This window comes from Clostridioides sp. LIBA-2809 (assembly GCF_056688965.1).
In genome coordinates this window covers 1,980,070-1,994,784 of sequence record NZ_CP197004.1, presented here as the reverse complement: position 1 = coordinate 1,994,784, position 14,715 = coordinate 1,980,070, and the positions used below count along the sequence as shown (strand labels likewise).

The 14,715-nt window shown below is 27.6% G+C and carries 15 protein-coding genes and 1 other annotated feature; of the genes, 7 read left to right on the top strand and 8 right to left on the bottom strand.

Annotation, left to right across the window (positions count from 1 at the left end):
- Positions 1-101 precede the first annotated feature (101 nt).
- Positions 102-1,019, bottom strand: a complete 918-nt coding sequence (locus ACTG44_RS09565; protein ID WP_021384601.1) for a LysR family transcriptional regulator — start codon at positions 1,017-1,019, stop codon at positions 102-104.
- 129 nt (positions 1,020-1,148) lie between these two features.
- On the opposite strand from ACTG44_RS09565, the gene ACTG44_RS09560 reads away from it, so the two are divergent.
- Together ACTG44_RS09560 and ACTG44_RS09555 are read left to right on the top strand one after the other, a co-directional pair.
- A complete protein-coding gene (locus tag ACTG44_RS09560; RefSeq protein WP_479921636.1) occupies positions 1,149-2,780 on the top strand; it encodes an FAD-dependent oxidoreductase in 1,632 nt (543 codons plus the stop codon).
- 2 nt (positions 2,781-2,782) lie between these two features.
- Complete coding sequence (locus ACTG44_RS09555) at positions 2,783-3,730, top strand: 4Fe-4S dicluster domain-containing protein (RefSeq protein WP_021384600.1); 948 nt, start codon at positions 2,783-2,785, stop codon at positions 3,728-3,730.
- 199 nt (positions 3,731-3,929) lie between these two features.
- On the opposite strand, the gene mrpB is transcribed toward ACTG44_RS09555, so the two are convergent.
- The 3 genes from mrpB to ACTG44_RS09540 all read right to left on the bottom strand — a co-directional run bounded on the left by mrpB (position 3,930) and on the right by ACTG44_RS09540 (position 5,334).
- Positions 3,930-4,193 carry a DUF1883 domain-containing protein MrpB gene (gene mrpB / locus ACTG44_RS09550; RefSeq protein ID WP_021384598.1) on the bottom strand — a complete coding sequence of 88 codons (264 nt, stop codon included), beginning with the start codon at positions 4,191-4,193 and terminating at the stop codon, positions 3,930-3,932.
- Positions 4,194-4,291: 98 nt separating this feature from the next.
- A complete protein-coding gene (locus tag ACTG44_RS09545) occupies positions 4,292-4,537 on the bottom strand; it encodes an MrpA family protein (protein ID WP_479920212.1) in 246 nt (81 codons plus the stop codon).
- A gap of 428 nt (positions 4,538-4,965) precedes the next feature.
- Positions 4,966-5,334 carry a C-GCAxxG-C-C family (seleno)protein gene (locus ACTG44_RS09540; RefSeq protein WP_021384579.1) on the bottom strand — a complete coding sequence of 123 codons (369 nt, stop codon included), beginning with the start codon at positions 5,332-5,334 and terminating at the stop codon, positions 4,966-4,968.
- A gap of 446 nt (positions 5,335-5,780) precedes the next feature.
- On the opposite strand from ACTG44_RS09540, the gene ACTG44_RS09535 reads away from it, so the two are divergent.
- The 5 genes from ACTG44_RS09535 (at position 5,781) to ACTG44_RS09515 (ending at position 9,490) form a co-directional block, all read left to right on the top strand.
- On the top strand, positions 5,781-6,740 hold the full coding sequence (locus tag ACTG44_RS09535; RefSeq protein ID WP_021384587.1) for an L-threonine 3-dehydrogenase: 960 nt from the start codon (positions 5,781-5,783) through the stop codon (positions 6,738-6,740).
- A 242-nt stretch (positions 6,741-6,982) separates the two neighbouring features.
- Entirely contained in the window at positions 6,983-7,330 is a 348-nt protein-coding gene (locus ACTG44_RS09530; protein ID WP_021384581.1) for a hypothetical protein, read from the top strand.
- Positions 7,331-7,369: 39 nt separating this feature from the next.
- Positions 7,370-8,341, top strand: coding sequence for a 3'-5' exonuclease (locus ACTG44_RS09525; protein WP_479920210.1), 972 nt, complete (start codon positions 7,370-7,372; stop codon positions 8,339-8,341).
- A 106-nt stretch (positions 8,342-8,447) separates the two neighbouring features.
- On the top strand, positions 8,448-9,107 hold the full coding sequence (locus ACTG44_RS09520; protein WP_021384595.1) for a DUF421 domain-containing protein: 660 nt from the start codon (positions 8,448-8,450) through the stop codon (positions 9,105-9,107).
- Between the two features lie 2 nt (positions 9,108-9,109).
- Entirely contained in the window at positions 9,110-9,490 is a 381-nt protein-coding gene (locus ACTG44_RS09515) for a DUF4363 family protein (RefSeq protein WP_021384574.1), read from the top strand.
- Between the two features lie 125 nt (positions 9,491-9,615).
- On the opposite strand, the gene ACTG44_RS09510 is transcribed toward ACTG44_RS09515, so the two are convergent.
- The 4 genes from ACTG44_RS09510 to truA all read right to left on the bottom strand — a co-directional run bounded on the left by ACTG44_RS09510 (position 9,616) and on the right by truA (position 14,702).
- Entirely contained in the window at positions 9,616-10,779 is a 1,164-nt protein-coding gene (locus tag ACTG44_RS09510; RefSeq protein ID WP_479920209.1) for a MerR family transcriptional regulator, read from the bottom strand.
- A gap of 108 nt (positions 10,780-10,887) precedes the next feature.
- The gene (locus ACTG44_RS09505) at positions 10,888-11,940 is read right to left on the bottom strand and encodes a BtrH N-terminal domain-containing protein (RefSeq protein ID WP_479920208.1); all 1,053 of its coding nucleotides are present in this window, start codon (positions 11,938-11,940) and stop codon (positions 10,888-10,890) included.
- A 245-nt stretch (positions 11,941-12,185) separates the two neighbouring features.
- Positions 12,186-13,385 carry an argininosuccinate synthase gene (locus tag ACTG44_RS09500; RefSeq protein WP_479918685.1) on the bottom strand — a complete coding sequence of 400 codons (1,200 nt, stop codon included), beginning with the start codon at positions 13,383-13,385 and terminating at the stop codon, positions 12,186-12,188.
- A gap of 258 nt (positions 13,386-13,643) precedes the next feature.
- Positions 13,644-13,851 (bottom strand) — a binding site (T-box leader).
- Positions 13,852-13,964: 113 nt separating this feature from the next.
- On the bottom strand, positions 13,965-14,702 hold the full coding sequence (gene truA, locus ACTG44_RS09495) for a tRNA pseudouridine(38-40) synthase TruA (RefSeq protein ID WP_021384584.1): 738 nt from the start codon (positions 14,700-14,702) through the stop codon (positions 13,965-13,967).
- Positions 14,703-14,715: the final 13 nt, after the last annotated feature.

Sequence of the window (14,715 nt, the reverse complement as noted above, 5' to 3'; positions counted from 1 at the left end):
GATATTTTTTAGACTAAAGCTATTTAAAAATATAATAACTAATAAAAAGAAGAGCATATTAATATACTCTTCTTTTTATTAGTTATTATATTTTTAATATATTATAAAACATTTATTTTTTTATTCTTTTTTCTCATTTGTTTTTTTCCAAATTCTACTGAAATATCAAAAAACGATGAAATGTTTTCTGTAAAAAACTTATTTTTATGATATGCAATATCGAATGTTCTCTGTAAATTAATACCTTCAATATCACAGGACCATAAAAGATGCTTTTTTAAATAGTCTTCAACAAGCAATTCAGATATAACTGCAATACCAAAGTTATCTACAACTGCTCTCAATATAGCTTCAGAATTATAACACGACCATTTAATATTCATTGGTATTTTCAATTCTTTTAGCTGACTTTCTAGCTGTGCTCTTGTGCCACTTCCCAACTCACGCATAATTAATGGTTGATTTGAAAGTTCTGAAACGTTTATGTAATCTCTTTTGTAAAATTCATGCTTATTAGAACATATAAGCACAAGATGGTCATTAATAATGCTTTTTGTAACAATATCTGGATGCTTTATTTTACCTTCTACAATTGCAATATCTAATTCACTATTAAGTAGTTTCTTTGCAATCAACCTTGTATCCTCTACAAATACTTCTGGTTCTAGCAAGGGATTTACCTTGTATAATTCTAATATTATTGGACTTATTACACATGTTCCAACAGTTACTGTAGCACCAACTCTTATACGAATGTTTTTTGCACAGTGTTTCATGCAATCATTCATTTCTTCATTTATAGATAAAAGATGCCTTCCATATCCAAGAAGTTTTTTCCCTGCTTCTGTTAAGTATAATTTTTTTGAAATTCTATCAAATAACTTAACTCCATACTCTTTTTCTATTTCTGAAATAACTTGGCTAACTGATGACTGTGTAATATACATATTTCTTGCTACTTCACTCATTTTACCACACTCGGCAACCTTAACAAATATCTCAAGACTGCGAATAGTCATATTATCACAACCTTAGCAAACATTAGTAAATACTTATGATTTTATTAATATTTTAGTATTTTACAAATGTATTGTCAAGGACTATAATTTTAGCATAGAGTTATAAAAGAGATTGGAGTGTGATATATTGTGAAAGTATTAATTATAGGTGGAGTTGCTGCTGGAACAAAGACTGCTGCAAAAATAAAACGTGAAATGGGTGATAACTGTTCTGTTACGATTCTAAATAAAGGTGAAGATATTTCTTACGCTGGTTGTGGTCTACCATACTATGTTGGAAATGTAATTGAGGATAAATCATCTTTAATTGTAAATACACCAGAAAGTTTTTCGAAGCTAACAGGAGCAGAAGTTCATTGTGGAGTTGAGGTTACATCTATTGATAGAAAGGCAAAACAAGTAAGCGTGAAAACGATTTCAACGGGAGCAGAAGAAAATTTATGCTATGACAAACTTGTAATTGCTACAGGAGCAGACCCAATAAAACCGCCAATACCTGGTATTGACCTATCTGGAGTATTCTTTATGCGTACTCCAAATGATGCTATAACACTAAGAGATTCTCTTGGAGATGGTGTTAAAAGAGCTGTTGTTATTGGAGGAGGTTTTATTGGTCTTGAAATTGCTGAAAACCTTTCTGCAATGGGTATACGTGTAAGTGTTATTGATATGGCTGAACATGTTATGCCTGGATTTGATACTGACTTTGCTGAATATGTTGAAAATCACATGGCTGATAAAGGTATAATGATTTTTACAGGTGACCAAGTTGTAGGTATTGAAGGTCAAAATAAGGTCGAAAAGCTTCGTACTAAAAATAGAGTTATTAAAACAGATTTGGTAGTTATGTCAGTTGGAATTCGTCCTAACACAGATTTTCTAAAAGACACAGATTTAGAATTTGCTCCAAATAAAACACTTATTACAGATGAGTATATGCTTACAAATGATAAAGACATCTATGCAGTTGGGGATTGCGCTTTTGTAAAAAATGCTTTAACAAATAAACCTACATGGTCACCTATGGGCTCATCTGCAAATCATGAAGGTAGGATTTGTGCACAAAATATATCTGGCAAATCTAAAACTTATAAGGGTGCTCTTGGAACAACTGTAGTAAAATTGCCTGAACTCAATGTAGGTAAGACAGGTTTAAGTAAAGAAGCTGCTGAAAAAGAAGGTTATAATGTTTGTTCTGTAACTATAGCGACTGATGACAAAGCTCACTATTATCCAGGTGCTTCTAATTTTATTATAAGAATGGTTGCTGAAAAGGATACTAGAAAATTATTAGGTGTTCAAGTTATGGGACCTGGAGCAGTCGATAAAATAGTAGATATCTCTGCTACTGCAATAACTTTAGGAGCTGACCTTTATTCACTAGAAAGTATGGACCTTGCATATGCACCACCTTTTTCAACTGCTATTCATCCATTTGTCGTATCAGTAAATGTTTTACAAAACAAACTAAATGGAGAACTCGATAGTGTTTTACTTGATGAAATAGAAGACTTCGACAGCTGGACTAAACTAGATGTTTCAAAAGCTCCTTCTATTCCTAGTTTACGTTATCTTCCTGTTGGTGAGATTAATGGAGAAATTGAAGGTCTTTCTAAGGATGAAAAAATTCTTCTTATATGTGCAAAAGGTAAAAATAGCTATATGGCTCAAAATCGTTTAAAACGATTTGGCTATACAAATGCAAAAGTTCTTGAAGGCGGAATACTATTTTATCCAAATCTTAAGGTAATGGAGGATTAATTATGAGTAATATTACAGCAGAACAAAAAAAAGAATTAAAAGGTAGAGGGTTTTTACCAAGTAGAGATGGAGAACATTTTGCAGCACGTATAATAACTGTAAATGGTGTAATAAACACAGCTCAAGCAAAAAAGATTGCAGAAGCTGCTGAAAAATTTGGAAATGGTCAATTAGCATTTACTACTAGATTAACAGTAGAATTACCTGGTGTAAAATTTGAAGATATTGAAGCTTTAAGTGAATTTATTGCTAGTGAAAATCTAATCACAGGTGGAACTGGCTCAAGAGTTCGTCCTGTTGTAGCTTGTAAGGGTACTGTTTGTGTTCATGGATTAACTGATACACAGGAACTTGCTGCTGAAATACATCAAGAATTTTACAAAGGTTGGTATGATGTAAAGCTACCTCATAAATTTAAAATTGGTGTTGGAGGATGCCCTAACAATTGTATTAAACCCGACTTAAACGACCTTGGAATTGTTGGTCAACGTGTACCTGATTACGACTCTGAACTTTGTGTTGGTTGTAAAAAATGTGCTGTTATGGAAGTCTGTCCTGTCAAAGCAGCTAAATTAACAGATGAAGGTAAACTTGAAATAGACAGCAATCTATGTAATAACTGTGGTAAATGTATAGAAAGTTGTAATTTTGACAGTATTGAAGAAAAAGAATCTGGTTATAAAGTATATATTGGAGGAAAATGGGGCAAATCTGTTCGTCCTGGAACACAGATTGATAGATTATTTTCAAAACAGGAACTTATGACTTTAATTGAAAAGGCAATTCTTTTATTTAGAGAACAAGGTAAGACAGGTGAACGTTTTGGAATAACAATTGACAGAATTGGTGTTGATAAATTTATAGAAATGCTTTTATCAGATGATGTTTTGGAAAGAAAAGAAGATATACTTGATGCTCTTTTACACCTTACAGGTGGAGCTCTATGCTAACAAAAAAGGTTTTAATTGTATAAATAACATTGACATATGTAAAAAAATTTAGTTAAGAATAATTAAAAAAGTAATCATTGTAAATAATTTGTAAAGATATATTTATTTATATCTTTACAAATTATTATTTTATAATAACTATTTATTAATTCTATTCTAATTATATAAAATACACAATAATTAATAATATCCGACATTATTAATTTTGAATTGTATTAATTGAAAAGTTAACTATCCCACTATTTCCATCTTGATTTACAACCAGATACCATGTCCCTGTATTAGGTACCCTCATTCTGCATAAATTTTTCTTAGCAAATCCACCATAGTAATCATAATTTTTTTGATTTTTAAATTTCACATAGTTTATATGATCTAGCAATATTACGTTAGCTTGTTTTTCTAAATTCACTTCTACAATATCCCCTTTTTTTAGATTCATCTTGCTATAACTATATTCCATTAAACTACCCCTCCAGTATCGAATAATCTTTGTTATTTACTCATATCATATATATGAAAATCCATTTAAAATATTATAAATACTATACAATTGCATTATTATCCAGTTTTAACCTTGTCTACTACAACCCAAAGTTTATTAAAAATATTATTGCCAACAATTTCTCCATCCCATACTACTTTTTCTTCTTTATTTTCTAATAAAGCATAATACCCAGAGTCAGAACTTTCATCTTTATAGACTGTAACGTAAAATTCTTCATCACTATATCCGGGCTTATCTTTAAAGTCTTCAGATATTTTACATTTTAATATATATCCTTCTAATTCTTCCTCTATAAACAAATCAATTCCTCCAATCTCTATATTTTTACTAATTATACCATATTATGCTATAATCTTTGTATTTTATTGAAAATTTCTATTTTTTCTTTATTTCATAAATAAATTATATAAATTTTTGTTTTTTTACTTTATATTATATTAATTATTCCTTTTATTTTAATATATATTTCTTTATAATTTATAAATTTACTCACTAGTTTATATAGCTTTATCTAGACGAATATAGCAACTCACTTTATATTAAACAATTTACATTTTCTTAATTTCTATATTTGTATTTTTTCTTGTCAATTATTATTTTTTGAAGTAATTTATATTAATTAAAATATAATGAGATTGATTTAAATATTATAATAAAATCATTATCTATTGAAAATAACATAAAAAAACAAGTATTCTATAAAATGCAAAATACTTGTTCTTTATAATTATTTTTGATTTTCTAGCATTTCATTTAAAGCATCGTATGTGAAATTTATTATTTCTTCACAACTTACTTTATTTTTTTTCAATGATGCACATATTTCTGTACTGTATTTTCCTCTTACTCTATTCATTAATTCTCTTGAATACTTTCTTGCCATATTTTCATCCAAATTACTATTTCTTCCATTTAAGTAGCCTATTATAACAATAGCTGCGTTTACAGCTCCACATACACTTCCAACAGTAATTCCAACCCCCATACCACTTCCTATAGAAATCGGTATATCTGTGTTATGTTCTTCATTATATGATTTTATTAATGCCTCTGCACAAGTGTATCCTTGGCTATGATATATTGATGGTCTTGTCATTTTTATACTTCCTTTCAGATTTTATTTTACATATTTTATCATTACTTAATATAATAATATCAATATTTTTATATAATATTTTTATACCCATAAACTCTAACTTATATTTATGATAGATAAATTTATAGTTTTCTAAATTTAAATTACTTTTTTATGAAATTGTCTTCATTAAATCTTTCAGATGATATGCTTTTATTATATCTTAAATTTATTTTAGTTTCTGTGACTTAGTCACACAATCTATATCTATTTGTAATAATTTAATCTAATTTTCCAGTATTATATGATATACCTTTATGTATTAATTATAATTTTTCAGACAGTAACTAAACTCTATTAAATTAAGCAATATATTATTGAGTTTAATTCTTTGTATTTAAACAAAAGATTTGCTAAAATAAAAATAAGCAATACTACATAAATCAAACCCCGAGGAGGTTGTCAAATTGAAAAAAATACTTATAACAGGTGCATTAGGACAAATAGGTTCAGAATTAACAATAAAACTTAGAAATGAATATGGAGAAAAAAATGTAATTGCTAGTTCAAGAAGAATAAAAGAAGGGAATCCTGTGTGTGAATCTGGTATATTTGAAATATTAGATGTTACAGATAAAAATCACTTCTTGGAAATTGCAAAAAAATACGATGTAGACACTATAATTCATCTAGCTTCTTTACTTTCTGCTGTTGCTGAAAGTAAACCTTTAGAAGCATGGAATTTAAATATGAATGGATTAATAAATGGTCTTGAAGTAGCTAGAGAATTAGATTGTAAATTTTTCACACCTAGTTCAATTGCTGCATTCGGTGAAAATTCTCCAAAAAATATGACTCCTCAAGATACATTACAAAGACCTAATACTATGTATGGTGTGACTAAAGTTTCTGGTGAGTTATTGTGTGATTATTATCATTCAAAATTTGGAGTAGATACTAGAGGAGTTAGATTCCCAGGCCTTATTTCTTATGTTACTCCCCCTGGTGGAGGAACTACAGATTATGCAGTTGACATATATTATGAAGCATTAAAAAATAAGAAATATAAATCTTATATAGCAAAAGGTACTAAGATGGATATGATGTATATGCCTGATGCACTTCAGTCAATAGTAGATTTAATAGAAGCTCCAGCTGATAAACTTATTCATAGAAATGCTTTTAATATTACTGCTATGAGTTTTGCTCCTGAGGAAATAGCCGCTTCTATAAAAAGATATATTCCTGACTTTGTAATAGAATATGATGTAGACTCTGTAAGACAAAGTATCGCTGATTCTTGGCCTAATTCTCTAGACAGCAGTAGTGCAGTAAAAGAATGGAATTTTAAATTTAATTACGATTTAGATAAGATGACTAAAGATATGTTAGAAAAATTATCAGAAAAAGGAATAGGTAAATTCTAAATATAATTTACTTCAAGTAACCTATAATGGCGAAATTCCTCTTCCTCTCCATAGGAGGTAGAGGATATAAGCCTAACCGATAGGTTATTTCTTTTGATTGATTTTCATAAAAATGTATTCTATTATTAAATCAGTAGTAAAAACTAAAAGGAAAGGAAAAGCTACTATTTTAAGTGTAGTAAAAAATTTGCTTGAATTTTACTACACTTTATATAATATATTATAAGTAGCAGGGACTAATATTGCTAAACTTAAGAGAAATTAGAGAAGAAATAATTAAAAAATATATAGGTGATAATTTAATTTCTGAGCTTACAGAAGAATTAAAGAACATACTTATAACTGATTTGCAGTCTAACCCATTTAAAAGTAATATTGAACTTAGTATAATACCAGCAAATATAGAAATATTTAAAAAAATAGAAAGTACATTGCTAGACTCTAAAGTTAATTTAAAAATGGGCTGGGAAAGGATACTTATAAATTACATACTAAAAGATTTATTTGAGTTAAATTACGAAATAAATAAAAGTTGTAATGAGCCTTTGATGTTTAGAATCATTATATCTATTGATTCTTATGATGCTTAATCTTACTAAATAATATACATGAGGATGTGCTTTATATTTATGAAATACAAGTTATTTATAGACTTTGAATTTAATATATTGGATGATAATAAAAACAAATCAGAATATAGTGGAGCTGAATTAATTTCAATTGGTGGAGTTTTAGTTGATAATAAATTTAATATATTGGATGACTATTATTCTTTAGTTAAACCAAAATATAATGAAATACTTTCAAATAAATGTAAAAAACTCACTAAATTAAACCAATTAGATATTGATAATGCTCCTAATCTTTTATATGTTATGGATGATTTTTATAAATGGTTTTGTAAATTTAATGATATTACAATATATAATTGGGGTGATTTTGACATTGCTGGTCTTCTAAATTCATTTAGAGTATATAAATATACTGGTAAATGCTTAGAATTATTTAATATGATGATTGACATTCAACCTTTTATCTCTCAACATATTACATACAATAATAGAATCTTATCTAAACAATTATCTTTACTGAATATGAAAAAGATTTTTTCTTTAGAAGGAGATATTAAACATAACTCACTTTCAGATGCTATGGATTTAATGAATGTATGTAAAGGCTTTTACCTTAACTACCCTAAAAATATCAATACTCTTGAAGAATTATATGATAAATTACCTCCTATCAAAACTCCTTTATATTATATCCCATACTTTGAAGATGAAAATTTCGAACTTAAATTCGATAAGACTCCAGAAGATATAATAATATATCTTAAACAAATATTAAATATACTAAATATAAGTAAAAAAGAAATCTATTTTAAAAAAAGAAGTGTGTTAGTAAATAACACCAAAATTATTAATTTTAAAAATCTATCTTCTTCTTTTAAATTAACAAAACTCAATGAATTTGAAGAATACCCTGATTTTATCTTAAAATTAGGAGATAAAAAAAATTTTGTTGAATCTGTTGTTAAAATAAATAAAAGCAATAGAAAATCTATAAAAAATTTAATATTAAAGTTATCAAGAACACCTTAAATAATTGAATTCAGTTATTTAAGGTGTTTTTATATCTTGAATTAAAATTTTTATACGGGGCATAATAACTAAATGCAAATATTTTTTAAAGGAGTAATTGATAGATATGACAGTAGTATTAGTAAGAAGTATTATATTATACATAACAGTGCTAATTGCGCTTAGAGTCATGGGAAAAGGTGAGATAGCTGAGATGAACTGTTTCGATTTAGTTATAACACTTTTAATTGCGGAAGTTGCATCTGTTCCAATGGAAAATAATAATATACCAATTATAAATGGCGTTGCAGCAATAACTGGACTTGTAATTATGCAGACTCTAATTTCATTCCTATCATTAAAAAGTAGAAAATTAAGTTCATTTTTATCAGGTAAACCTTCTATACTAATAGATAAGGGAAAAATTGTATATAAAGAACTTAAAAAAGAAAGAGTTAGTATAGATGAATTGTTAGAACAACTGAGAATTCAAGGATACTTCAATCTAAGAGATGTCCAGTATGCCATTTTGGAGACTGATGGTAATTTAAGTGTTGTACCAGCATCGAGTTATAATAGTACTCCTCCAAGAGCATTTAATCATTTACCAATTCCACTTATATTGGATGGTAGGATAATAAATAAAAATTTAGATATAGCTGAAAAAGACACTAATTGGTTAATGGGTATCTTAAAATCTAACCACATAGAAACTTTTAAGGATGTTCTTATTTGTGTTTTAGACGAAAACGACAAAATATTTATTCAAAATAAAAAGGGTGATTAATATTGAAATCTACAACATTTGTTATAATATGGGCTATTTTATTCTTATTATTTGGATTTTACATTAATAATAAACTATATGATTTTACAGAGGGCTACAAAGATAATATGTCTATTTTGGAAAAATCTATAGAAAATGAAGATTGGGAAAAAGCTCAAAAAGAAGCTGATTCCATATCTACAAGATGGGACAAAGAAAGAAATCATTGGTATAAAGTTTTAAACCATGAGTATTTTGATGAAATAGGTCTAAGATTTAATATTCTTGATAAGGCAATTTATACTGAAAATAAATTAAAATCTTTAGAAGAGGTTGAAGGTATAAAGACATATTTAGGAAATATTGTTGAAAGTGTCAAATTTGATATCAATTATATATTTTAATAACTTAAAACAAGGATATTGATAAAAGTAATATAATCTATATCCTTGTTTTCTGCTTTTATGAAGCATATTAATAGCATATACAGATTTTTTACTCTAAAATTTGCAATAGTTATTGCTTTTATTTATAAGTTATTACTATCAAAATAAATTTTAAAAGCTTCTCCAATAAACTTAGATGCACCATCACCATATTTCTTATCATTTACTTTTATATATGTAGAATTTGATAAATAAAGTTCTGCCATGTAATCAAAATATCTTTCTCCATTATCTATTTTATAAAAATCGTTGCTCTTTTTCATTTCATTGTCTATTTCTTTAACAATACTCTGAACCTCTTTTGATGAACAATCTCTACTTAAATCTGATACAAGCTTTTCATACAATAGATTTATTTTAGGCTTTTTATCTCCTAAATAAATCTCTAGGGTTTGTCCAATAAACTTTCCTGCTCCACTTCCATATTTTTCATCTACATCGTTTATCCACATAGGATTTATCAAATAATTTTGTACCATGTAGTACCAATTATCATCTCCAGTATCCATATAAAAAATTTCGTAATCTTTCTTAGATATATCAGTTATTTCTTTGGCTATCTCTTGAAGTTCTTTTGAAGAAGGATTCTTATTTAAGTCTTCTACGAGTTTTCTATATAATTCTTTTAATTTAGGATGTTTTTCTTTTAAACAATCATTTTTATATATATCAAATTTTTCTCCTAAATTCAATATATCACTGCTAAAGTTTGTTTTTATAGCCTTGGCAAACTTCTCAATAGTTCCATATTGCTTTATAGCCATTTTAGCAATTTTTTCTTCACTAGATTTAACTTTTTCAATAAATTCATCATATTTTTCTACATTACCATAAATTTTAATTATCTTATTTTTATGCTCTCTTTTAAACTCCTGTAGAACACTAAAATATTCACTCATATCAAATTCTTTAAAATTAATAGTACCCTCTCCTTTTATAGTTTTATTTATAAGTTCTATTAATTCATCCAATCTTTTTCGTTTTAAGATGAGTAACTTCTTTTGATTTTTTAAAGCTTCTACTTTATCAAAGTATTGGCTTGACATTATCTCTTTAACTTCCCTCAAAGGTATGTCAATCTCTTTAAAAAATAAAATTTGTTGGAGAGTCTTAATAGCTTCATCATCATAAAGCCTATATCCTGCATCTGTAATTTTATTTGGTTTTAAAAGACCTATTTCATCATAGTAGTGTAATGCTCTGATGCTTATTCCTGTCAAATCTGAAACCTGCTTTACTGTTCTCATATCAACACCTCAAAACTTGATTTTATAGCTATCAATATTTACTAATACATTCAAGCTATATTTTCATATTACACTATTACGTTATGTTAGGGTCAATAAAAATATCTTTTATACGTCCAGAATTGAATATACTGTCTTCATATTCTTCAAAATTTCAGAAAACAGTAAAGGAAGTTGCTCTGTATCATCATCCTTTTGAGTTAAATAATCTATTATAATATTAGATATTATCTCAATTATAGTAGCACACTTATCAAAAATCTCAGCTCCTTGTATGAAAGAGTCATTTTTATATTCATCTCCAAGCTGATTAAGCATTCTACTCATTTTATCAAAACCACCTTTAAATTTGACACTATCTGGTCCTTCAATTCCTCTAATTGCATTTGGAATCGTTGGCACTGTCCCAAAAAACATAACCATATTAGATAATATCTTATCATAATCATCTTTTTCTAGTTCATTTTTCCATCGTGGTAATTCCTTGATAAATTTTTCAAAACCTTTGTATCCCAAAAATCCTTTAGGTGGATTTAAAAACACATTGCTCTTTATAGCAAGTGCTTCTCTTGCAATCTCATATTTATTCTTTGAACCATTCATTCTAACTGTACAAATAGTATTTGCCTTACTCAACCCTAAATAACTACAATTCATACTTTGACGTAATTCGTCATAAGAAAGATATAATAACTCAGTTCTTCCACAATCATACAAGTATATTCTTCCTTCCTTATCGTCATACCCTACCATTAATATGTAATGAAAAGGAATATGCTCTTTATGATATAACTTCTGATAATATGGTAAATAATACATATCTAAAGCTCCTAAAACGACTGGATACCCATCATCAATTTCAGACTTCGCTTTTTTTAATGCTTGCTCATATCTTCTAAACTCATGATGTTTGTATTCAAAACCAACAATTGGTGCTAAAAATTCATACATCTTTTTTGTTCTTCCATCTCCCAAAGCTACCATTCTTTTTAACTCTGCTTTATTTGTTTTCATATAACAAAAGGAACCAAAACCTGATAGCAAAAAGAAAAAATCGTTTGGAAGGTATTCTCCTGTTTTATTTATATATAAATCTTCTATACCATTCCACATACACTCATAATCATGTGAATGATGCTTAATTTCAATTATTTTTCTCATATAGTCTATCTCCTCACTATAAATTTTTATTAGATTTAGTATAAACCCTCTTACAATGAGAGAGTCAATAGCTCTTATACTTATAAAGTTTATATTTAAGGACATTACATTTTTATATTACTAAGTTATTTGAAATTATAATATATCTTACTCTATTGTGTATTACATAATAGAATAAATCTAAATAAAAAAAGAGCATATAAAACTAAAAATAGTTTTTATACGCTCTTAAACAATTTATTATATTATTTTCCAGCTTTCATAGCTCTGATTTTTAATGGTAAAGTAAATAAATTAATAAATCCTTCTGCATCTTTGTGGTCATAAAGTTCACTATTTCCAAAAGAAGATATTCCTTCATCATAAAGAGCATTTTCAGTAAATATTCCAGCAGGTTTTATATTACCTTTATAAAGTTTAACTTTTACTGTTCCTGTAACATTGTCTTGAGTTTGCTCCATAAATGCATCTATAGATTCTCTTAACTTACAATACCATAATCCATTGTAAATAAGTTCTCCATATTTATAAGATACCATTTGTTTAAAATGTAATGTATCCTTGTCTAGAGTAGCACTTTCTAAAATATTATGTGCTTCATAAAGAATTGTTCCTCCTGGAGTCTCATATATACCTCTTGATTTCATACCAACAAGTCTATTTTCAACTATATCTATAACACCAATTCCATGTTTACAACCTAATTCATTTAATTTATGAATTAATGCAACTGGAGGTAATTCTTCACCATTTACCTTTTTAGGCACACCCTTTTCAAAGTAAACTTCTACATATTCAGCCACATCACATGCATCTTCTGGGTCTACACATTGTTTGTAGACATCTTTCTTATGTTCATTTTGTAAATGCTCTATATCTCCACCTTCAGTTGATACATGCCAAAGGTTAGCATCTACTGAATATATTTTAGTTTTAGTTGCTGTTACCTTTATATTGTGTTTTTCAGCATAATCTATAGCGTCTTCTCTTGATTTTATATCCCACATTCTCCAAGGTGCAATAACTTTTATAGTTGGGTCAAGAGCTGCAATTGTAGCTTCAAATCTAACTTGGTCATTACCTTTTCCTGTGCATCCATGACATATATATTTTGCACCTTCTTTATGAGCAACTTCAACTAGTTTTTTAGCTATTATAGGTCTTGCTAAAGAAGTTCCTAATAAATATTTCCCTTCATATTTAGCTTCTGCTTTTATAGCCTTAAATATAGTTTCAGTTACAAATTCTTCACTTATATCATCCACATATGCCTTTGATGCTCCACTTTGTAAAGCTTTTTCATAAACATCTTCCATTTTATCTTCTTGACCTACATTTCCACAAACAGCTATAACATCTATGTCTTCATAATTTTCCTTTAACCAAGGTATTATTATTGATGTATCAAGACCTCCTGAATATGCTAATACTACTTTTTCCTTCATTTTCAATTCCTCCCAATTTAAATTATGATTTTTATTTTTTATTTAATAGAAATTCTTAATATTGAATGATTTTGAGAATTTAAGTTCACTTAAAATCATTTTAATACTAAAAAAACCTCTCAGTATTTTAAAATACTAAGAGGCGAAATATCCGCGGTACCACTCTTATTGATAAACTTAGCTAATCAATTAGCAAATGTTCAACATACTATATAAACATTAGTAATTAAATATATTAAAAAACGCCTCTTGGAAAAACCAAGAGACGAAATATATCCGCGTTACCACTCTAATTGATAAGATAAACTTATCCACTCTTTCTCTTAAGGCGAGATTACCTACTAACATACTAAATTCAATTAGCATCCTCCAAAGTTCTTTTCACCAATACTCATTTGCTAAGCTTCCACCATCCTTAGCTCTCTATAAAACGCATAGAAGTTACTCTCTTTCTCACAGGATTTAAATATAAACTTTTTCATAACTCTCTTATAAAATATATAATAGTTTATTTTTCCATTTATGTCAACTATATAATTTATTTTATTTTTATTTCAAGAATATTTTCTATAGAATTAACTAATATCTTACTTTCCAAAGACATAACCCTTTAGCTGGTGCCGTATCTGATGATTGGCTTCTATCCTTCGATTCAAGCATATACTTAATATCTTGTGGAGCTTTTCTTTTAAGACCTACATCTATCAAAGCACCCACTATTATTCTTACCATGTTATACAAAAATCCATTTCCTTCTATGTATATTTCTATAACATTATCATCTTCTTTTATATTTATTGAATAAATTTCTCTTATATTTGATTTTTTCTTAGACTTAGAAGAAGCAAAACTAGTAAAATCGTGTTCTCCTATTAAATATTCACTTGCTTTTATCATTCTATCTAAATCTAATTTTTTACTTATATGAGTAGCATATCTTCTTATAAAAGGATTATGATATTTGTTATTGTCAATTTTATACATATAAGTCTTTGATTTTACATTATATCTTGAGTGAAATCTTTCATCAGCTTCTTCAACAGTTTTTACAACTATATCTTCTGGCAAATATTCATATAAGTATTTTTGAATTTTGTCCACTGAATCCATACAATTTGTTCTAAAATTTATCACTTGCCCTCTAGCATGAGCTCCCATATCAGTTCTTCCAGAACCAATTATCTCAACTGTTTCATTAGTCATTTTACTTAAGACAGTTTCAAGTTTTTCTTGTATAGTCATATTATTGTCACCTAATTTTTGGTATCCTTTATATCTTGAACCATCATATGCTACTATCATTTTTATGTTTCTCATATTAATCCTCTTT